The organism is Dactylosporangium thailandense, assembly GCF_059739745.1.
In genome coordinates this window covers 10,116,696-10,137,214 of record NZ_AP029195.1, presented here as the reverse complement: position 1 = coordinate 10,137,214, position 20,519 = coordinate 10,116,696, and the positions used below count along the sequence as shown (strand labels likewise).

The 20,519-nt window shown below is 67.4% G+C and carries 18 protein-coding genes and 1 riboswitch; of the genes, 8 read left to right on the top strand and 10 right to left on the bottom strand.

What is annotated here, in order from left to right:
- The first annotated feature begins 2 nt into the window (after positions 1 to 2).
- Both AC6JBM_RS45135 and AC6JBM_RS45130 read left to right on the top strand, forming a co-directional pair.
- A complete protein-coding gene (locus AC6JBM_RS45135) occupies positions 3 to 656 on the top strand; it encodes an ABC transporter ATP-binding protein (protein ID WP_497979826.1) in 654 nt (217 codons plus the stop codon).
- Complete coding sequence (locus AC6JBM_RS45130) at positions 653 to 1,783, top strand: FtsX-like permease family protein (RefSeq protein ID WP_497979825.1); 1,131 nt, start codon at positions 653 to 655, stop codon at positions 1,781 to 1,783. The genes AC6JBM_RS45135 and AC6JBM_RS45130 overlap by 4 nt, the downstream gene beginning before the upstream one ends.
- 304 nt (positions 1,784 to 2,087) lie before the next feature.
- On the opposite strand, the gene AC6JBM_RS45125 is transcribed toward AC6JBM_RS45130, so the two are convergent.
- The 5 genes from AC6JBM_RS45125 to AC6JBM_RS45105 form a co-directional block, all read right to left on the bottom strand.
- A complete protein-coding gene (locus tag AC6JBM_RS45125; protein ID WP_497979824.1) occupies positions 2,088 to 2,828 on the bottom strand; it encodes an ABC transporter ATP-binding protein in 741 nt (246 codons plus the stop codon).
- A 3-nt stretch (positions 2,829 to 2,831) separates the two neighbouring features.
- Positions 2,832 to 5,675: an ABC transporter permease gene (locus AC6JBM_RS45120; protein WP_497979823.1), complete on the bottom strand. Its 2,844-nt coding sequence runs from the start codon at positions 5,673 to 5,675 to the stop codon at positions 2,832 to 2,834.
- Between the two features lie 27 nt (positions 5,676 to 5,702).
- Positions 5,703 to 5,984, bottom strand: a complete 282-nt coding sequence (locus AC6JBM_RS45115; protein ID WP_497979822.1) for a hypothetical protein — start codon at positions 5,982 to 5,984, stop codon at positions 5,703 to 5,705.
- Between the two features lie 305 nt (positions 5,985 to 6,289).
- Positions 6,290 to 6,799: a hypothetical protein gene (locus AC6JBM_RS45110; protein WP_497979821.1), complete on the bottom strand. Its 510-nt coding sequence runs from the start codon at positions 6,797 to 6,799 to the stop codon at positions 6,290 to 6,292.
- A 913-nt stretch (positions 6,800 to 7,712) separates the two neighbouring features.
- On the bottom strand, positions 7,713 to 9,734 hold the full coding sequence (locus tag AC6JBM_RS45105) for a cytochrome D1 domain-containing protein (RefSeq protein ID WP_497979820.1): 2,022 nt from the start codon (positions 9,732 to 9,734) through the stop codon (positions 7,713 to 7,715).
- A gap of 607 nt (positions 9,735 to 10,341) precedes the next feature.
- Here AC6JBM_RS45105 and AC6JBM_RS45100 point away from each other — a divergent pair.
- Together AC6JBM_RS45100 and AC6JBM_RS45095 are read left to right on the top strand one after the other, a co-directional pair.
- Positions 10,342 to 10,905, top strand: coding sequence for an 8-oxoguanine DNA glycosylase OGG fold protein (locus AC6JBM_RS45100; RefSeq protein ID WP_497979819.1), 564 nt, complete (start codon positions 10,342 to 10,344; stop codon positions 10,903 to 10,905).
- Positions 10,906 to 11,389: 484 nt separating this feature from the next.
- Positions 11,390 to 12,676: a lectin gene (locus tag AC6JBM_RS45095; protein ID WP_497979818.1), complete on the top strand. Its 1,287-nt coding sequence runs from the start codon at positions 11,390 to 11,392 to the stop codon at positions 12,674 to 12,676.
- A gap of 166 nt (positions 12,677 to 12,842) precedes the next feature.
- Here AC6JBM_RS45095 and AC6JBM_RS45090 read toward each other — a convergent pair whose 3' ends face one another.
- The 4 genes from AC6JBM_RS45090 to AC6JBM_RS45075 form a co-directional block, all read right to left on the bottom strand.
- A complete protein-coding gene (locus tag AC6JBM_RS45090; RefSeq protein ID WP_497979817.1) occupies positions 12,843 to 13,307 on the bottom strand; it encodes a DUF488 family protein, N3 subclade in 465 nt (154 codons plus the stop codon).
- An 11-nt stretch (positions 13,308 to 13,318) separates the two neighbouring features.
- Positions 13,319 to 13,828 (bottom strand): DUF6036 family nucleotidyltransferase, encoded by a 510-nt coding sequence (locus AC6JBM_RS45085; protein ID WP_497979816.1) that lies wholly within the window; start codon positions 13,826 to 13,828, stop codon positions 13,319 to 13,321.
- 19 nt (positions 13,829 to 13,847) lie between these two features.
- Positions 13,848 to 14,354 (bottom strand): helix-turn-helix domain-containing protein, encoded by a 507-nt coding sequence (locus AC6JBM_RS45080; protein ID WP_497979815.1) that lies wholly within the window; start codon positions 14,352 to 14,354, stop codon positions 13,848 to 13,850.
- Between the two features lie 733 nt (positions 14,355 to 15,087).
- The gene (locus tag AC6JBM_RS45075) at positions 15,088 to 16,203 is read right to left on the bottom strand and encodes a glycoside hydrolase family 19 protein (protein WP_497979814.1); all 1,116 of its coding nucleotides are present in this window, start codon (positions 16,201 to 16,203) and stop codon (positions 15,088 to 15,090) included.
- Between the two features lie 248 nt (positions 16,204 to 16,451).
- A riboswitch (cyclic di-AMP (ydaO/yuaA leader) is annotated at positions 16,452 to 16,599 on the top strand.
- Positions 16,600 to 16,608: 9 nt separating this feature from the next.
- On the opposite strand from AC6JBM_RS45075, the gene AC6JBM_RS45070 reads away from it, so the two are divergent.
- Positions 16,609 to 17,631 carry a coiled-coil domain-containing protein gene (locus tag AC6JBM_RS45070; protein WP_497979813.1) on the top strand — a complete coding sequence of 341 codons (1,023 nt, stop codon included), beginning with the start codon at positions 16,609 to 16,611 and terminating at the stop codon, positions 17,629 to 17,631.
- A 72-nt stretch (positions 17,632 to 17,703) separates the two neighbouring features.
- Positions 17,704 to 18,666, top strand: coding sequence for an exopolyphosphatase (locus AC6JBM_RS45065; protein WP_497979812.1), 963 nt, complete (start codon positions 17,704 to 17,706; stop codon positions 18,664 to 18,666).
- On the opposite strand, the gene AC6JBM_RS45060 is transcribed toward AC6JBM_RS45065, so the two are convergent.
- The gene (locus AC6JBM_RS45060) at positions 18,663 to 19,724 is read right to left on the bottom strand and encodes an App1 family protein phosphatidate phosphatase (protein WP_350614034.1); all 1,062 of its coding nucleotides are present in this window, start codon (positions 19,722 to 19,724) and stop codon (positions 18,663 to 18,665) included. The genes AC6JBM_RS45065 and AC6JBM_RS45060 overlap by 4 nt on opposite strands.
- A gap of 168 nt (positions 19,725 to 19,892) precedes the next feature.
- Between AC6JBM_RS45060 and AC6JBM_RS45055 the strand changes: the two genes are divergently transcribed.
- Complete coding sequence (locus AC6JBM_RS45055) at positions 19,893 to 20,198, top strand: hypothetical protein (RefSeq protein ID WP_350613748.1); 306 nt, start codon at positions 19,893 to 19,895, stop codon at positions 20,196 to 20,198.
- A 45-nt stretch (positions 20,199 to 20,243) separates the two neighbouring features.
- On the top strand, positions 20,244 to 20,516 hold the full coding sequence (locus AC6JBM_RS45050; RefSeq protein ID WP_497979811.1) for a hypothetical protein: 273 nt from the start codon (positions 20,244 to 20,246) through the stop codon (positions 20,514 to 20,516).
- Positions 20,517 to 20,519: the final 3 nt, after the last annotated feature.

The window sequence follows — 20,519 nt, the reverse complement described above, 5'->3', positions numbered from 1 at the left end:
CCATGACCAACACCGATGAGCCCCTACTGTCCGCGGTCGACCTGACGTTCTCCTACATACCCGGGCAGCCCGTCATCTCGAAACTGAACGCTCGCTTCCAGCGCGGCACGGTAACCGCACTCACCGGTCCGTCTGGGCGGGGGAAGTCGACCCTGCTGTACATCCTCGGTCTCATCCTCCATGCCGACGAAGGGCTGGTGTGCTACGAAGGGACGCCAGTCAACACGCTCAGCGACGGAAGACGAGCCCAGCTACGTGCCCAATCGTTCGGCTTCGTGTTCCAGGACGCCGCCCTGGACGCGACCAGAACCGTACTGGACAACGTCGTCGAGACTGCGCTGTACCGCGGGCAGCCGCGCCGCCATGCCATTGATCAGGCCCACCTCCTGCTCGAGCGGTTCGGTGTCGAATTGCGCGCCACACACAAGCCGGGCCAGATTTCCGGTGGACAGGCCCAGCGGATCGCGCTGTGCCGGGCCTTGTTGGCCAATCCGCCGATCGTCTTGGCCGACGAACCGACCGGCAACCTCGACCCGGTTACGACCGGACTTGTCATCGACGCTCTCAAGCAGCACGCCTCGGACGGAGCCTGCGTGATCATCGCAACCCATGACCCCGCGATCGCCGCCGGCTGCACCCAGCACATCGCGCTATGACCTCCACGCCGGTCAAAACGTCCGCTCTCATCTACGAGGCAACCGCAAGCGCTCGCAGCCAACCCGTGGCCAGCTTGCTCACGCTCGCGATGGTCGCCGGCATGTGCGTGGCGGTGCTGCTCACCACGGGGCGCACGGCAGCGACCCAGGACGCGGTCATGGCGAGTATCGACTCCATGGACACCCGCAGCATCGTTGTCCGGGCAGACGCCACCGCCATGATCACGCCGGACCTTATCGACAGATTGCACACCGTGCTCAGCGTTGCGGCTGTCGCTGGGCTCGGGCCCCCCGTCGACGCGCGTAACGCACGCGTCCCGGACGGCACCAAGGTTCCCGTCCGGCGACTATATGGCGACCTGATTGCCACGGACGACCTTTGGTCACGCCAAGGCACGCCCGCAAGCGTCGCAATCGCATCGACGACTGCAACACGCGAGCTGGGCCTGGTCGACGGCCAGGGTGGCCTCATTACCGACGACGGCGACAGCCTGGCTGTCGTTGCCGGACTCCAGGTTCCCAGTTATCTCAGCTTCCTCGAGCCGCTCGTGATCATGCCGCCGCCCGCCGCGCGGGCTGACACCGCCGGCGACGAGGCCGCCGTCCTGACCGTCGTCGTAATTGTCGTGCGTTTTCCACGAGACGTTGCTGCGGTCAGCACGGTGGTCGACGGCATGCTCGCTGGGATCGACCCGTCCAAAGTCAACGTTCAGACATCGTCGCAGCTTGCCGCAATCCGCTCGATGGTCAGCGGGGAACTTGACGCCTACGGCCACCGCACCGTGCTCGGCATTCTGCTCACCTCAGTCGCACTCACCATGATCAACTTGTTGGCGCTCGTCACCATGCGCAGACGAGACTTCGGGCGTCGACGAGCGTTGGGCGCAACACGGCCGCTCATCGTGGGCCTCCTGCTCACCCAGGTCGGCATTCTCGCAACTCTTGGAGTGGTCGTCGGCACAGCCATCTCAGCTGCACTGCTGCTCGCCGGCGGCAATGCCCTCCCGCCAGCCACCTTCATCGCAGCCGTCGGGATCACCGCGCTGCTCGCCGCGGTCATTGCCGCACTCCCGCCAGCGCTCCTCGCCGCCCGCCGCGACCCTCTCTACGAACTGCGCGTGCCATAACCGTCTTCACCAGGGCCAGTTGCGAGCCCTGGTGGGGTCACCGACCTCCGCTGGCCACCGAGGCGTCAGAATCCTCGAGCTACGTGCGTTGCGCGCACTGGCGCATCGTTCTGCGTTCGAGCACATCAGAGCCGGTCCGATGCAGCGACGTCAGAAGGGCGCGCACCTACTGATCGCTAACTACGTCCGCGCCGAGCGCTAAGCCGGCGCCACGACCGCGGCGCGCCGTGCACCACCGGCGGCCCGGCGCGGGCAGGACGCTGCCCTGACGGCGGTGCAGACAGGACCATGATCTCAGGCGGTACTATCGGGATTCACTCGATGCGATTCGCGTCATTTCGCTGCCGACGGTCGCGTGCTGGACCATTTCCCCGTCACGGAGCTCGATGATGGCGTCGCATCGTTCGGCAATGGCCTGTTCGTGTGTCGCGAGAAGGACGGTCATGCCATGTCGGTCCCGCAGCTTCATGATGAGGTCGACAATCTCGGCCGAGGTCGTTGAATCCAGGCTGCCGGTGGGCTCGTCGGCAAGCAATAGTCGGGGTGTGACGGCCAGTGCCCGCGCGATGGCGACGCGTTGTTGTTGACCGCCGGATAGTTGGCTTGGCTGTGACCGTTCACGGTCTCCGAGTCCGACGGCCTCAAGAGCTTGGCGGGCGCGGGTGACCTTGTCGAAGCGGGCGCGCTGCGGAAGTAGCGGCACGAGGACGTTGTCGAGCGCCGTGAGCGCGCCAAGGAGATGAAAGCCCTGGAAGACGAATCCAACGGTGCGGCGGTATTGGGCGAGCGCCGTCCCGCGCAACGCCGTGATTTCGCTCTCCCCGACGACGATACTCCCGGAGTCGGGGGCCTCGATTCCTCCGATGAGCCGCAGCAGTGTCGACTTGCCGGATCCACTACGGCCGACAATTGCCACCGCCGAGCCGGCCGCAACGTCCATGTCGACCTGGTCGACAGCCGTCACGGAGGTCGATCCCGACCGGAAGCGCTTGCTCAAACCTCGGATCTTGATGTCGGCGCCGCCCGGAAAATGCAGGTCGCTCATGGCTCACTCCTCTGCCTGAAGGGCCGCCGGGGACAGGCGGCCGAGCAACGTGACGGGCACCAACGCAGCGATGACGGTGAGCAGGACGCCGCCGGTCGCAGTGGCGGCCGCGACCCCGACCAACGTGGCCGTGACCTCGCCGACGAACCACGCCATGGTGGCGACACCGATGACTAGGCCGAGGGCAGCGCCCAAGGCGCCGGTGACGACACCCTCGCGGAGCACCAGCCCGCGCAATTCTCGTTCGGACCAGCCGATCGCGCGGAGCGTGCCGATGTCCCCCGCACGTTCCCGGATGCTGAGATAGAGCGTGTCGGCCACGGCGGCGACTCCGAGGACGAGAATCGCCGAAATTGCAGCGATGTCGGTCGAGCGCACATGGACCGACACGGCATCGCCGAGCACGGTGCCTACCACCGACTGCTGATAAGCAGTCAGGACTCCGGTGAGCCACACGACGGCGGCGACGCCGATAGCGAGGCTTGCGGCTGCCATGAAAGTCCGCCCAGGGGTGCGGATGACGTTGATGCACGCCAGATGCAGCCGACCGCGAGGCGGCCGCCCTCGCCGCGCGCGGGCGACGGCAGGTGCGAGCCCTGGTGCAGGGTGAGTGCCGGCCGCCCTGATCGACGGCACGAGACCGGCCAGGGTCGTCAAGCAGAGCGCAAGCGGCACCGCCATCAAGGCTCTCGGCCAGGAAATATCAATGCCACCGAGTCGGGCCAGCGGCACCGAGAAAACCACCCCCACCACGCCGGCCATCAGCCCGACCGAGGCAACCTCCAGCAGGATGAGACCTGCTCGCTGTCGTGCGGTCCAGCCCACACATGAGAGCAGGGACAGCTCGCGTTGTCGGCCGTGCACCGATGCCGATACCGCGTTGAACAGCAGGAGGGTGCAAACCACGAGAATCATGATCATGAGCAGGAGGCTTTTGCGGTCGGTGGCGCGCACGATCGAAAGCGCAACACCCTTCTTGGACCAGCCTTCGTGCACGGAAAGCGCTGGGCGGCCGTAGCTACCGGCAGGCAACTGAACCGTCAGTGGTCGAATCGAGGAGCCGATCGTCACGTCGACATCGAGTCCCGTGGCGGCCGCGATCGTCTCGGCGACCAGGCGGACTCGCTCGTTGGACGCGGGATCAGCCCCCGTCACGTATGCGACACGGACTCGAACAGCGCTGATCAAGTCGTCGCGGTCCAGCAAGCGGCTGGCTACCTGCAGGGTTGTGATCATGGCTGGCGGCGCTACGAGATAGCCCGCCGGGTTATTGGTTGGCGACAGTGACGTATCGCCGAGGGCACGCCGTGATTCGGCGTCGGCTCCTGTCACCTCAGGGGCGTAGTACGTCTCCATGGGCACCGAAGCAAGCGCGCTCTCCCCTTTCGTGAGGGCCGGGTCGAACTCCCCCGTCTTGACCACGTGCGGGGCGTCGAGCAGATCTCCCTCGATTTTGCGTACGGCTGTCGGTCCGAGCGGGCGGAAACTGAGATCGGTGGCGAGCGTCGGCTGCAGGGCCGCAGCACCGCGGGCTACTTCACCGTATTCGCTGACCTCGGTCTGCCACGCGGACGAATCGGTCGGACGGGTCTGCGCGGACAGCGAGTCGGGTCCTGTCACCGTGTAGGAAGGCGAGCCGGACTCCAGGGTGACGTCGAGTCGCGCGGCGGCGTCCAACGTGTTCAGGACGCTGCGATACTCATCCGCTGCGGTGAACTCTTGGCGGACCTGCGTGGTGGCGCCGGCCGAGCTGAGGCGTTGCAGCAATTGCGCAGGTGCGGCGCCCGCCACGGCATCACCCGGAAGCCGATCGGTGACGGCGGACAACGATTCAGTTGTCGCGGTCCGGCTCGCGGCGATGATCGGGACGGTACGAAGCCGGCCATCGCTTCGTGCTGGAACGTCGGCGGGAAGATATGCACCCGACACGATCGCCCGGTCGAGGCCGGCAAGTTTCGCTTCGGCCGCGGGGTCCACCGCAGCAATCGGAAACCACAGGGGCCAGCGGAGGTCGAAGACCACACGGTCTGTGTGAACGGGCTTCGTCCGGTCTCCGCGGTCCGTCTTCGCCAGTGCGGGACTGACAACTCGCCGGAAATCCAGAAAACTGCCGTCGTCAAGGGCTTGGTACACCGCGAATTCGGCCTGGTTCAGGTCGAGCATGGAGGTCGTGTCGTTCAGGCTGAGAAACCAGGTGCCGCAGACCGGTACCCAGGTGCCCGCTTCGCTGAGTTCCAGCAGCGGATACGGGACCGCGCAGCCGAGGGACGCGAGCCTGTCGGCGCTCACCACGGAATTGTCAGGGGCCAACAGACCGCTGCCGTCCGGTCCTGGCTCAGGGACGGCCAGCGGGCGACGAGTGATGTAGACGAACCGCGCGACATCCTCAGTCGCGCGGCTGAGTCCGTTGTCGCCGATCCAGGTCGGCCGGATACGTACGACCTGACGGGTGAGCGATCGATCGAGCTGAGCGGTCACGTCGACCTGGGCGGTGGCCAGCACCGACGTGTAGCCGATGGTGGCGACCGGAGCGGCCACATCGACGCCCGGAGTGCGCTCGATCGCCCGCCACTGGTCCTCGGTGATGCCGCCGTACTGGCTGTTGAGATGGTTCGGTCGAACAAGCCCGCTGTCCGTCTCGAGGGGCTCGCGGGAACCGCGTGGCCGCACCAGAATGTCGTACGTTCCCCGCGCATTTGCCTCGACGAACTGCGTCATGGCGAGTCGGGCGGTGTTCGTGGTGCCGGTGAGGACAGTGAATCCACTGGTCGCCACGACAATAGCGCAAAGCAATGCGGCGGTACGACCCAGTCTTGAACGCGCCGAGCGCAACAACAGGCGCAGCATAGTTTCCCCCGTGGTAAGGCGACCGACCTACTCGGCTATGCTCATGGTCCAGACGGTCCGTCCGTCGTCAGGTTTGATGGTTACCTTGACCGGCCCGGAATTCGTAATCTCGATTTGATTGCCATAGGGCACGATCTCAGTGTCGGAACACGTGAACGGTAATGCCGCAATCTGCTCGATATCGACGACAAGCTTGCCGCCCAGGCAATAGAACAGCACGTAAAGCTTGCCGGGCTCGGCGGTGACCTGCGTACTGTATGCGCCGGAGCGCGGCTGCACGGTGGCCAAAGCCTTCAGATTTCCCGGCACTGGCGGGGGTGTGGTCAACGACGGCGGTGAAGCGGAGGCGCGGGAGGCCGATGCATTGGCGTGTGCTCCACTGGGCGCTGACGCTGATGCACCCGGAGGATTCTGCTCGGAAGTGCATCCGCCGAGCATCACACAGGCCGCGACGCCGCCGGTGACAATGAATGCAAGCTTAGATGTCAACTACATCCCCTTGATTTAGCGCGTCTGCGCTCGCGTGCCGTCGGGAAACGACCGTGCCGACCCGGCCCGGCGCAGGCGCGCCGAGCCGCTGCACCAGGTGCAGGCCAGTCACCACGCGAAGGTGGTCACGGGCTGGTCGAGATGGTGTACCCGGTGTACCAAGGAGCGTAGACGTTGATGACCGTCGTGTTCGACGAGCAGTTCGGAAGCGTAATGCCGTAGCTGCCTGTGGTCCAGTTACGCATGATGCCGTAGTGTGCGTAGCGGATCGAGTTCGCCGGCACGGTGACGTTAGCGGTAACCGACACGTTGGTCGTCAGGGAAGCAGTGACGCTGATTCCGAGAGTGATGGTGACGCCCTCGATGATGACGCTCTGCTTCCAGGACACGGACCCGTTTACCGTCATGCTAGCGGTTCCGCTGACACTGTGGGTCACGGAGAAGGTGTTCTGCTCCGGAGTGTCGTTGCGCACTCCATATGTCGGCCCGAGCTGAAAGAGCACTCCGCCGTGGTTGCTAGTCGGCGAGTACCAATCATCGGGCGGGCAGGACTGGCCGCTCCCGGGGGCCGCCAGAGCCGCGGAAGGATTGGCGAAGGAAAGCAGTCCAACCATCGCAACGATTGCGGCCGCCATGGTCCTGATTCTTCGCCACATGCCAGCCTCGGGCCGTCTGGGTGACTTCATGTTCCTCCCTTGAAGAAACGGGCGCACCGCAGCCTCGAGTCAGGGGAGAGAGTAGAATTTGGCGCGATCCTAGTTGTCACCGATCCCCCGTGATCGTGTGCCAGTGCTTCGACGATGGCGAATCTATCGATCCTTCTGGGTAATACGCAAGACATCGCCGTCGGTAAATTTTCTTCCCCCAGGAGCTCCGGGCGTCATGTAGTATCCCGAGCCGGAAGATGGTTTTCGGGGACCGGTGGTGCTCGTAGCCGGCCAGGCCGGGCCAGGTACGCGGTGTCGAGGTGGGTCGGCTCGGCAAGAGGAACGAAGCCCGGAGCGACAGCGGGCACACCTATTTGTTCGGGGTGCAGCCGGACAGGTGCGGACAAAGGGCCACCTGAACAGCCGAGCAACCTTGGAGCAATCCAAATCCACAATGGACAGCCAGATCACACGTTTACGCAGGCAAGTCGCGGTGCGCTACGGCGCGCGGGTACGACTCCCGACGATTAAAAGTCCACTGCTCTGCCATTGAGCTAGGAGCCCGAGGCTTACAGCGCACCGGGCCGTCCGATGATGGCTGCAACGACTTTCCGGCCATCTACGTTTGCCCAGCTCAAAGGCGATTTTGCCAGATGACATCACTCACGTTTGGACACGTAAGGTGCCGATCGTGTGACGGGTTGTGGTGTAGGCGCTCAACTGTCGAGCAACCCTCGAGCAACCAGGCTGCCGACGCGTCCGCGGCCGCGGACGGCCCCGACGCCGGGCCTGCCGGCAGGGCCGGATGCACACCTAGGCTTCTGGTGGACCGGTCCTGTGGCGGGACGCCGACCTATCGACGAGGTCGGCGCCAGGAGCGGGCCCCTGGCGCCGACCGTGATCAAGCGAGGTAGCTGAACTTCTCCCAGTCGCCGGGTGCCGCACGGTTGGCGATGAGCGGGCGATTGCCGCCGCCCTCCGCGGTCACGTAGCGGCCGTTCGCGTTCGCCTGGATCGTCAGCGCGCCCTCGAAGGCGCCCGCGTGGAACTTCTCCCACGGGCCGACCACGGTGCGGTTGGCGATCAGCGGCTGGGCGCCGCCGGCCTCCGCGGTGACGAAGCGGCCGTTGGCCCGGGAGAACAACGCGAAGTCGTTGCCGTGGTCGCCGAGGTAAATCCAGTCGACCCGCTCCCACGGGCCGGGGCTGGTGCGGTTGGCGATGAGCGGCTGGCTGCCGCCTGCCTCCGCGGTGACGTAACGGTTGTTGATGTAGGCGTAGAGGGAGCCCGTCCAGAGGGTCTCGTAGAACTGCTCCCACTGGCCGATCGCGGTCCGATCCGCGGTCAGCGGGCCGGCGCCGTTGTTGCTGCTCACGTACTTGCCGGTGGCCCGGACGATGAAGCTGAACAGGCCGTCGGGGCCCTCGACCACACCGAAGCGGGTCGCGCCGACGACGGTGCCGGCGTTCGCCGTCAGGCGACCGGCCGCGTCGACCGTGAGGTAGCGGCCGTTGGCCTCGGATCGCAGCACGTAGTCGCCGTTGCCCGCGTCGAACTGGTCGATGTACTCCCACTGGCCGGGCGCGGTGCGGTTGGCGACGAGCGGCTGGCTGCCGCCGGCCTCCGCGGTGACGTAACGCAGGGTGTCCCGGGAGAGCAGGGCGAACCGGCGGACCATCGGGCTGACGGTGATCTGCTTGCTCACGCTGCTGCTGCCGGTGCCGCCGTAGCCGAACACCGTCAGCGTCACCGTGTAGGTGCCGCCCCGGGTGTAGGTGTGGAAGCCCGCCCGCTCGGTGGTAGAGGTGGCGGTGCCGTCGCCGAAGTTCAGGGTGTACACGCTGATGTGGCTGAACCCCCTGATGGACCCGGCGGCGCTCCAGGCGATCTGCCCGTCCTCGCCGTTGAGGTTGAGCTCGAGGCCCGCCGCCGGGGGCATCGGCTGCACAGTCGCGAACGCGATGCCGAGCGGCCGACCAGCGGTCGGCTCGGTGCCGACCACCGTGTTGGTGGCGGCGTCGATCACCGAGATGGTGCCGTCTTCCGTGTTGCCGGTGTACACCTTCTTGCCGTCGGGCGAGACGCCTACGTCTTGCGGATCGCGGCCCACCGTGACGGTCTTGGTGACCGTGTTCGTCGCCAGGTCGATGACCTTCACGGTGTCGGTGGCCCAGCCGGTGACGTAGGCCTGCCTGCCGTCCGGCGCGACGGCGATGCCGACCGGGTTCGCGTCGACCGGGACGGTCGCGGTGACCACCTTGGTCGTGAGGTCGATCACCGAAACGGTGCCGGCCCCGCCGTTCGTGGTGTAGGCGTGCTTGCTGTCCGGCGCCACCGCGATCTGCACCGGCGCGTCACCGACGGCGATTGTCCCCGTCGCCTTGTCGGTGGTGGTGTCGATCACCACCACCTCGTCGTCGACGACGTCGGTGACATAGACGTGATTGCCGTCCGGGGCCACCGCGATGTCCTGGGCGCCGCCGTTGCCGCCGAGCTGGGCGACGACCTTGCCGGTGGCGGTGTCGATCATGTTGACCAGACCGCCCCCGGTGGCGTAGACCCGCTTGCCGTCCGGCGAGATCGCGATGCTGCCGGGCGAGACACCGACCGGCACGGTGGCGACGATCGAGCCTGTGGAAGTGTTGATCTTAGATACCGTGCCGGCGTCGCTGTTGGTCGCGTAGACCCACTGACCGTCCGGCGACGTCACGACCGAGGTCGGGCCGGCGCCGGTGCCGAAGCATGTCAGCAGATCGTTGGTGGTGCCGTCGAAGACGTCCAGGCAGTTGCTATTGCGGTCGGCCACGAAGACGACCGGTCGCGCCGAGGCCGGGCCGGCGGCGGCGGGGTGGGCGGCGGCCACGAGGGCCACCGCCGCACCGGCCGCCGCCGCCGTCATTCCGGATAAGAGGGGCTTGTGCACCGACGCATTATGCGCCGCGAGAGTCGATCACCGCAGACCCGAAAAGACCGCCCAGGGCCCGGCAGCCGTGCGGTTGGCCCATCGGTCCGAATGCGACCCACCTCGAACAGATGAGCAACCGCGAGCAATCCGGTTCCACACTGGACACAGTGACTCGCTATCTCCGCAGCGCATCAGGGTTCTCGATATCCCCGACGATTAAAAGTCCACTGCTCTGCCATTGAGCTAGCAGCCCGCGTTGTGCAGGGTACCGGTCCGGTCGCGGATGCCTGCAACGACTTTCCGTCAAGCGATGTTTGAGCAGCTCAGAGCATTTGTGGTACCCCTGTCCTCGGTTCTCACGACCGTCAGGTCGTTGCGCCGGCCGTTTAGGTTGCTCGAGCTGTCGAACTCTCGAGCAACCGGCGAGCTACCAGGTGTGGGGGTCGGTGTGCTGCACGACCGGGTGGTGACGCCCGCCCAGCACGGTCACGTAAGGCGCTCGAAGAGCTGATTGCGGCTGGCTCTCTCGCCATCGAGACTTGACGGCCTGGCAGAACCGAGTTGGACGGCCATGTTGACGGCTGTGGTCCAGGACCGAGCAGCCAGTCGAGTTCCGGATCCGGCGATGCCGACCGCCATCCTGCGTCTGCTCCACGACGAGCTGGGTGCCGCGGATGGTCAGCGCGTCCGTTGGAATGCGGCGGCCTGGCAAAGCGGGTTGGCCGGAACCGCGTTGGCGTCGCCCGTTGACGCGGTCGCTAGCGGATTGCCACACGGCAACGGATACGTGTCGATTTCGCGGGCGGATGTGTTCGCATTTGCGCAGCGGCCCTACGAGTCGTTCGTCGCAGCGATGGCCTGGGGTTTCGGGCCGAGTGGCTACGGTTGGTACCGCACCCGATCGATCCTCGAAGCTGCCGAACCGGATCGGATCCCGCAACTCATCACCGCGCTGCGAGCGGTGGCCGATTCTGCAGTACAGACTTGGGCCTCGCTCGAAGGCACCGCAGGGTTGCGAGGCTTGGGGCCGGCGTTCGGCACGAAGGTCGCCTATTTCGCCGGCTACGACCGTGTCCACCGATGTGGGCCGTTGATCACCGACCGGTGGACCGCGTGGGCGCATTGGGCGCTCACTGGGGAGACGGACAGGTACTCCATCACTGGTGGAACGGCAGCTGGGGACGGTTGAATCGCCGCGACGTCTACGTCCGCTCCGACGGCGACCAGTTCGAACTGGAGCTGCGGCTCGGCGGCTCCGAGGGCCGGCAATGGCGACGGACCTACGACACGTATCAGAACCCCGTGCCGTTCCGAGGAGGAGCCTCACCATGTCCCGTTCGCGACCGTTGCGAACGAGGCGAGCAATGTCCGGCTTCACGTGTACTGCGCTCGCCGTTTAGTGCCTTCCTGTCCTGATTTTGGTCCGGCCCAGCGACCCAAGTCCAGGGCGACGGGGTGGCGTCCACGAACAGCGGAGCACACGTCGAGCCCGACCGATTCCACAATGGATGGCGGAGCTTGGCCTCCAGCTTGGCGCGGCCGAATCCATCGACGATCTTACGGCGCTCGGACATAAGTAAACACTCTTTACAGTTAGTCGAGGTTGCGATAGAAAGACGCCCTAGAACCGGGTACCTGCCTTGGCCCGTCTTCCCTTTCCCAGGAGCGCCCCAATGGACAGATCGAGATCGGCGCGTTTGCGTCGGGTGCTCGTCGCGGCAGCCTCTCTCGTGCTCGGCGCCGTCGCCTTCATCCCGTTCAGCCCCGGCACGGCGGCCGCCGCGGGCACGGGTGCCATCTCCGGATACGGCGGCAAGTGCGTCGACGTCGCCGGCGCCAACACCGCAAACGGCACCCAGATCCAGCTGTGGACCTGCAACGGTACGAACGCCCAGAACTGGACCGTGGGCAGCGACGGTACGATCCGCGCCCTCGGCAAATGCCTCGACGTGTCCGGCGGCTCCACCGCCGACGGAGCCAAGGTCCAACTGTGGGACTGCAACGGCACCGGCGCCCAGCAGTGGGCCGTCAGCGGCGCCAACGACATCGTCAACCCCCAGGCCAACAAGTGCCTCGACGCGTCCGGCTGGGGTACGGCCGACGGCACCCCGCTGCTGATCTGGTCCTGCCACGGCGGCGCCAACCAGAAGTGGACGGTCCCGGGCGGCGGCACAGGCTCGTGCAACTACCCGAACTGGGTCGCCGGACAGTCCTACGCCACCGGTGCGATCGTGCGGTACACCAACGGACAGCTCTACCAGGCCACCCACGACAACCCCGGCTACGACCCGACCATCAGCACCTGGTTCTGGTCGCCCTACTCCTGCGGCGGTACGAGCACGAGCGGCTTCGTGGTGAGCGAGGCCCAGTTCAACCAGATGTTCCCGAGCCGCAACGGGTTCTACACGTACGCCGGGCTGGTCGACGCCATGAAGAAGTACCCGGCGTTCGCCACGACCGGCAGCGACACCGTCAAGCGCCAGGAGGCCGCCGCGTTCCTGGCCAACGTCAGCCACGAGACCGGCGGGCTGGTCTACATCGACGAGATCAACACCGCCAACTGGCCGCACTACTGCGACACCAGCCAGCCCTACGGCTGCCCGGCCGGCCAGTCCGCCTACCACGGCCGCGGCCCGATCCAGCTGAGCTGGAACTTCAACTACAAGGCGGCCGGCGACGCGCTCGGCGTCGACCTGCTCAACAACCCCAACCTGGTCGCCACGAACTCGTCGATCTCGTGGCAGACCGGCCTGTGGTACTGGATGACCGGCACCGGCAACGCGGGCACCACGTCGCACAACGCGATGGTGAACGGGCAGGGCTTCGGCACCACGATCCGGGCCATCAACAGCATCGAGTGCAACGGCGGCAACCCCGCCCAGGTCCAGAGCCGGATCAACTCCTACAACCAGTTCGTCGGCATCCTCGGCGTCCCCGCGGGCGGCAACCTTTCCTGCTGAACCACCGAGCGCTGGCATCATCGGCTGGTCACGCCACCGGCGTGACCAGCCGTTTGCTTTCGCCGCCCGAGCCGGGCCCTGCGGCTGTGATGTGTGCGCGCTGACGCGCAGCAGCGACTCGACTTGTGTGAGCGCTTCTTCCGCCAGGCCGAACGGGTGAACGTCTTCAGCGTGCTGGGCGTGTATTACCCGAAGCGTTGGACCGGCGGCGCTCCACCTCGCGGAGGACCACGTCGCGGTGGCAGCGGCTCTGGTCGGCTTCGAAGCACAGCACGGCGACCCGCTCCCGCCGGCTCGCCTCCGCCAACGCGTCGAGCGCATCGGCGGCATCCTCGACCTCCAGCAGGCCGGCGAAGATCGCCTTCGCATCCTGGCGCTCCTCGGGCGAGCCTCCGAAACCCGCCCGGTTCGACTTCGGGTTGCCCAGCTCGCGTCGATGCTCGTACCGAATGCCAGCCTCTGCCAAAGCGGCCCCGAGCGCCGTCTTGCTCAGCCCGCGCTTCCGGGAGATCGGCGTCATCCGGACGTCCACGAGCCGCAAAACGCCCGCGGCGACGAGCCGCTCGACGAGTTCGTCGAGCGTCTGACCTTCGTACCCGACGCCCACGATGCCAGGCGACACGATCCGCACCTCCGATTCCTTTACCTTGCCGAGGCTACCCAGCTCAGCATGCGCTGACGCAGTACCGCGGAGATGTCCATCGCCTTGATGCGGTCGGCGAGAATGCGGGCGTCGATCAGGCGCGCCTCGAGCAGCGCAGAGACGAAGACAAGGTCCTTCTCGCGGCCGGCGGCGAGCTTGGATGCCGCGCAGTCGTGCGGCTCCAGGCAGCGGGCCTGCGCGGTACCGGTGTTGGCGTTGGCGACCACGACGAGCCTGTCCCGCCAGCCGTCGGGCAGGACCGCCGTTGAGGTGTCCACGCCCTGGGCGTAGTACCCGTAGGTGCTGTCGAACGGAGACATCTCGCCGATGCCGCCGTCGACGAGATCGGCCTTGCGCCCGTCCGGGTCGTCGAAGAACGCGATGTCGACCTCGGTCGAGCGGGTGACGACCGGCGGCAGGAGATGTTCCGGTATCGCGCCGAGGATCGACTGGCTGCCGATGACCAGGACATCGGGGTCGTCCACGATCGCGGACACGGCACGCAGCACGTGTTCAAGCTGCGCGCGTTCATGCGGACCTCGCCGCCCGGGGATGGGTGGCGTCGAACGCCGCCAGCACCTTCAGGCGCTCCCGATCGGTCAGCAGCCCGGCGAACGGCGTGTTCTGCCGGAACTCCGCCGCCAACTCCGTGCGCGCCGTGATCATGTCGACGACCGCGTCAACGCCCTCGTCGAGCAGCCGCTCCCAGGCGTCGAACCAGGTGTCGGCACTGCCGTCCGAGTGGACCTCCCGGCGGTGAGCCAGATTGCGGTACGCCAGCGCCATCCCGCGCACCGGATGAGCGACGAGCTTGCCGGCCACGGCGCGGTGCAGCCACAGGGACTTCTCGACCTCACGCCGGAATGGCGGCCGCAGGAGCCGCTCGACGTCGTCTCGCCGGATCCGCCGATGCGTGCCGGCCCGCACGAACGGCAGCGTCCCGCTGTCGCAGAGGTCGACGACGTGCTGCCGCGAGCAGTGCAGCAACACGGCGGCCTGGGTGGTCGTCAACAGGGCGGACGGCGTGGAACTCACGTCACCATCGTAGCCCTAAACGCCAAAAACGCTACGAACCCCTCCTTGAAGGGTGCTCGACGCGCTGACGACTTGACCTCCATACGAAGGCGAGCGTTGATCGACCTCCCCGTCCGATTATCTCCCCCGAGCGTGGATGGCGAAGGGCTGGCAGTGGATGCCGTGTGTCCGCCGCCGCGGATGCCTTCGTAGAGGGCTTGGTCAGGCGGTCGCTAAGGAGTGCAGGTAACGGTCGACGTCGAAGTGATGGTCGGTGAGCCGTCGGCGGGCGGCGGCGCGTTCGTCGTCGGTGAACAGGGCGCTGTTGCATTGAGCGATCGTGTTGATCGAGCATGGGATTCTTCGCCGCGAGGTCCGCCTGGAGGCTGGCGGTCGCCGGGTAGCACCCCTGCAGCTGTCCGTTATGCGCCGTTTTGTTATCGCGACGACCAGCATCAAGGAACACGAGCGTGGACCCCTACCGAAGTTCTTGCGGCAGGGGATCTTGACGATGGCTCAATGCAACAGCGCCCGCAGGTAAATCCCGGTGCGATACGGCCTGCAGTTACCGCTACCGATGATTAAAAGTCCGCAGCTCTGCCATTGAGCTAGCAGCCCGCGCCCAACAGGGCACCCTGCCCGCCCCCTCGACTTCGCGCGCGTTTCCCGAGCAGCGCGCCCGGGGGCGGAAACGCCCGGCGGCGGCCTCCCACACCCCATGGGAGGGCCGCCGCCGGGTTCGGAGGGAGAAAGGTCAGCAGGACAGCGAGCCGGCCCCCGTGCCCGTGCCCAGGATCGACACGAAGCGCTGGTACGCCGCCACGCGGCTCTGGACCTGCGCCGGGTTGCGGCCGCCGCACTCCAGGCTGCCGTTGATGCTCCGGATCGTCTCGCCGAAGCCGGCGCCGTTGACCATCGCGTTGTGCGGGGTCATGGTGCCGGGGCCGCTCTGGGTGTTCCAGTACCAGAGGGCGGTCTTCCAGGCGACGGCGGAGTCGGTCTGCACGAGGTTCGGGTTGTGCAGCAGGTCGATGCCCAGCGCGTCGCCCGCGGCCTTGTAGTTGAAGTTCCACGACAGCTGGATCGGGCCGCGGCCGTAGTACGCCGACTGGCCGGCCGGGCAGCCGTAGGACTGGCTCGTGTCGCAGTAGTGCGAGTAGTTCGCGGTGTTCTGCTCCACGACGTACACCAGGCCGCCGGTCTCGTGGTTCACGTTGGCCAGGAACGCGGCCGCCTCCTGCTTGCGCACGGCATCCGAGCCGGTCTTCGCGAAGCCGGGATATGCCGACAGCGCCGCCACCAGGCCCGAGTAGGTGTAGAAGGAGTTCCGGCCCGGGAACATCTGGTTGAACTGGGCCTCGCTGACCACGAAGGAGCCGTTGGAGGGGGGCGGGGTCGTGCCGCCGCCACCGCCGCCGGTGCCCGAGCAGGTGTACGGGTCCCAGAACCAGGTGCTGATCACGGGGCTGTAGCCGGGGTTGTCGTGCTCGGCGATGTAGAACTTGCCGTCCGTGAACTTCACGATGTCGCCGGTCACGTAGTTGCGGCCCTGCACCCAGGCCGGGAAGCTGCAGCCGCCGGCCGAGCCGGTCTGGGGCGGGTTGGTCGTCGGCGTGCCGCCGCCGGCGCCGCACGAGCCCTGGTCCTGCCACACCCCGGTGGTCCCGGGTGGCGCCTCGTTCTGCGTCCACCACTTGGCGAGGTAGTTGTGGCCGTTGCGGGAGACCGTCGCGCCTCCGGTGTAGACCGCCGAGGACTGCCACGCGGGGCTGCACGACGCGGCCGAGGCGGGCAGCATGTTGAACACCGCGACCACCCCGCCCGCGATGGTCACCGCGGCGAGCATCGCCAGCAGGCGCACTCTCGACACCGTTGATCACTCCTTCTGAACCAGCCGATTGACCAGCCCATATGACCAGGCACTTCGGCTCGAAGGAGCGAACGTCATCTTTTTATGAAGAATATTTACGGTTGCCTTGAGGCCCGGCCGCGGCGAGTGATCTGCGTCACTTATCGCTGGTCATAAAGATCTCCGCACAAACGGTGCGGTGCGCAAAAGAAGCGCCCTGGGTACAGTGACCCACGGTCACGTCCAGCAGGCGCCGCCCCCGGCGCCGGGCGGGGCTGCCGCCCAATCGCCGCACGTGGCGAGCCGGGGACCCACCGTTACGTTGGGGTGAGTCCGCCCTTCCGATCGGAGGGGCGGTAGGGATCGTTCCGTCCCGAACCCGTCAGCTAACTCGGTCGGCGGCCGACGGAAGGAACAACGAACCAGATGTCATCGCGACATCCCTACCGGCGCATGATCGTCGCGCTGCTGGCGGCTCTGGTAGTCGGGGGGCTCGCCGCCACGCCCGCCGCGGCCGAGCCCGGCGGCGACACCGGCGACGAGGGGTCCAGCGCGAACCCGACCCTCGGGTCCGTGCTCGAGGACAGCACCCGCGCCTGGTCCGAGGCGAAGGAGAAGTTCGACGCCTCCGTCAAGCGGCAGGGCGAGCTCACCGCGCAGCTGCAGGCGACCGAGGCCCAGCTGGCCACGGTCCAGGAGCAGGTGGCCGCGATCGCCGTCGCGGCCTACCGCACCGGCCCGCTGACGACGTTCGCCGCGCTGATGGACGCCGGCACCCCGGACAGCTTCGCCGAGCGGGCCGACACCATCAACCAGATCGCCCACCACAACGACAACCTGCTGCACCAGCTCAAGGGGCTCAAGGAGAGCCAGGCCGCGCAGAAGAAGGCGCTCGAGGACGAGGTCGCCGCGCAGCAGCAGCAGGTGCAGACGATGGAGCAGAAGAAGAAGGACGCGGAGACCGCCCTGAAGCTGGCCGGCGGGCCGAGCAAGGGCTTCGTCACCGCGAACCTGCCGAGCGCCGACCCGGTGCCGCGCACGTCCAGCGGCGCGCTGCCGAAGGAGTCGTGCAGCGTCAATGACCCCACGACCACCGGCTGCATCACCCCGCGCATGCTCCACGCGATGCAGGAGGCGCAGAAGGACGGCTTCAAGCGGTTCGTCGCGTGCTTCCGCCCGAGCGGACCCTACGAGCACCCCAAGGGCCGGGCCTGCGACTTCTCGGTCCAGACGAAGAACGGATTCGGTGGCGTGGCCTCCGGTGACGACTACGTCTACGGCAGCACGCTGGCCGCGTACTTCGTGAAGAACGCGAACCAGCTCGGCGTCATGTACGTCATCTGGTTCAAGGAGATCTGGACCCCGGCCGTGGGCTGGCACCATTACAGCGGCGTCGCCGGCGATCCCTCCAGTGACCACACGAATCACGTGCACCTGTCGATCCTGTAATCCTCAGACGCGCGACCGGCCGGCCGATGGGGCAACCGTCGACCGGCCGTTTCCGTCGCAGGGGGAATAGCAGTGAAGTACCGTCTCGTGACCCGCAGCGACTTCGACGGACTGGTCTGCGCGGTCCTGCTGCGGCACCTCGACCTCATCGGCGACATCACGTTCGTGCACCCGAAGGACGTGCAGGACGGCGCGGTGGAGGTCGGGCCGACGGACATCCTCACCAACCTGCCGTACGCCCCCGGCGCCCACCTGGTCTTCGACCACCATCACTCCGAGACCCTGCGCGCCGCCAAACTCCACCATGGGCAGGCGACCAACCACATCATCGACGCGGATGCCCCGTCGGCGGCCCGGGTGATCTACGACCACTACGGCGGCGCCGAGCGCTTCCCGCACGTCTCCGACGAGCTCATGGTCGCCGTGGACCGGGCGGACTCCGCGCAGTACGACATCACCGAAATCCTGCAGCCGACCGGCTGGACGCTGCTGAACTTCCTGATGGACAGCCGCACCGGGCTGGGCCGCTTCCGCCAGTTCCGGATCTCCAACTACCAGCTCATGATGCAGCTCATCGACGCGTGCATCGACCACCAGGACGTCGAGGAGATCCTGGCCCTGCCGGACGTGGCCGAGCGGGCCGAGCTGTTCCGGGAGCAGCAGGACCTCTTCGTGGACCAGCTGCGCCGGGTGTCGCACGTGCACGGCGACGTGGTCGTGGTCGACCTGCGCGACGAGGAGACGATCTACGCCGGGAACCGCTTCATGGTGTACGCGCTGTTCCCCGTGGCCCGCGTCTCGATCCACGTCATCTGGGGCAAGCAGAAGCTCAACACGGTCTTCGCGGTCGGCAAGTCGATCCTGGACCGCACGTCCCCGACGGACATCGGGTCGGTCATGCTGCGGTACGGCGGCGGCGGCCACCTCGCCGCGGGCACCTGCCAGGTCCCGCACGACCAGTCCGAGCAGGTGCTGCACGACCTGATCGAGAAGGTCGGCGCGCCGATGAGCTCAACGGCGGCGAGAAAGCACTAGAGGATCTCGGTGTCCCGCAGCAGGCGCCACAGGCCGGCACCGTCCGGGGCGCTCAGCCAGCGCCGGTCGTTGGGCGGGAAGCGCCGCGGGCTGCCGGCCACGCCCGGGAACGCGCCGGCCAGCACCGCCTGCGTGGGCGAGAGGTGCCGGATCGCGACCGCGGCGATGCTGTCCGGGTGCTCCGCGGCGAACTCGGCGTAGATCTCCGGGTCGTGCTGGCCGTCGTCGCCGACGAGCAGCCACTGGATGTCGGGGAACTCCTGGGCGAGCCGCGACAGCGTGGCCTGCTTGTGCGCCTGGCCGCTGCGGAAGAACCGGTCCGGCTGGGGCCCCCAGTCGGTGAGCAGCAGCGGCCCGGCCGGGTAGAGGTGCCGGGACAGGAACCGCGTGAGGGTCGCCGCCACGTTCCAGGCGCCGGTGGACAGGTAGAAGACCGGCGCGCCCGGGTTGGCGTTGACCAGCCGCTCGTACAGCACCGCCATCCCCGGTACCGATGCCCGGGCGTGCTCATCGAGCACGAAGGTGTTCCACGCGGCCAGCAGCGGCCGCGGCAGCGTGGTGATCATGACCGTGTCGTCCACGTCGGAGACGATCCCGAAGCGGGTGGCGACGGGGTCGATGATCCGGATCGGCGCCTCGACGGGGGCGCTGTCCTCACACTGCAGCGTCACCGTGCCCCACCCGGGGGCCAGGTCGGCCTCGACCACGAAGTCGACGAACCCGCCCCGGTCGCAGCGCACCTCGCTGGTGCGCCCGCCGACCTCGATGCGCACGAGCGCGTTGCTGACCGACACGGCGGTGAACGAGCGCCAGCCGCGCAGCTTCTTCAGCCGCTTGCCGGGCTTCGGGTCGATGCGGGCCAGCAGCACCCGGCCGAGGACCCGCACCCAGCCCGGCCGGGTGTCGGTCGCGGCCGAGCCGTAGCCGGTGTATGCGGTGACGGCGACCTTCCAGCCCCGCCGGCGCAGCCGCCGCTCCAGGACGCCGTGGAACGCGTCCTCGATGCGCGCCGCCCGGTGCAGCGGCAGGGGCGCGCTGGTCGGAGAGCTGGGGGTCAGGGACACTGTCCCACCCTGCCATACGCCTGCCACCCCTGCACCCGGCTAGCCGATCAACCCAACGTGACCAACAGGCGACCGTGGCATGAAACCGTGAGCCCGAACCGCCGCGGCACTTCTAGCGTGAATGTCATCAGGAACACACTGACAGCGCACAGGAGGTGCGAGATGGCTACCACATTCGAGGCCGTTCGGGCCGAGGCGCTGTTCGCCTCGGATCTGCAGGGCTCGCAGACCCCGGCGCGCGGCGAGATCCGCACGGCGATCGCGGCGACGCTGCGCCGCATGGGCGTGCAGGGTTGCGCGGCCCGGGTCGCGAGCGAGTTCGGCGACCACCCGGAGACCGCCGTCGCCCGCATGGCGTGGGCGCTGGCGCAGGTCCGGGCGACCTATCCGGCCGAGGGCTCCAAGACGCTGCGCGCGATCCACGCCCTGCGCCGGCCCGGCGCGGTCATCCGTACGGTGGCCGCCTGACCTGTGCCCGCATGAAATGTGCGGCAAAAGGGCAGTACCACGGCCATGCAGGAACTGCACGTCACCATCGACCCGGCCCACGCCGACCCCGCCGTCCAGCGGCTGCAGGAGCCGCTGGAGGCGCAGCTGACCTCGGCGCTGCAACGGGCCGCCGAAGTCATCGAGCACGACTACCACGGCGAGTCCGTGGAGCGGGTGAGCCACCGGCTCCTCGAGATCGCGCGCGCGAGCCTCCACCCCGACATCGCCGACGCCTGGCTGCCCGACGAGCGCGAGCTGCGCCAGGCGGCCCAGGCGATCGTGAGGGATTTTCACTGATTG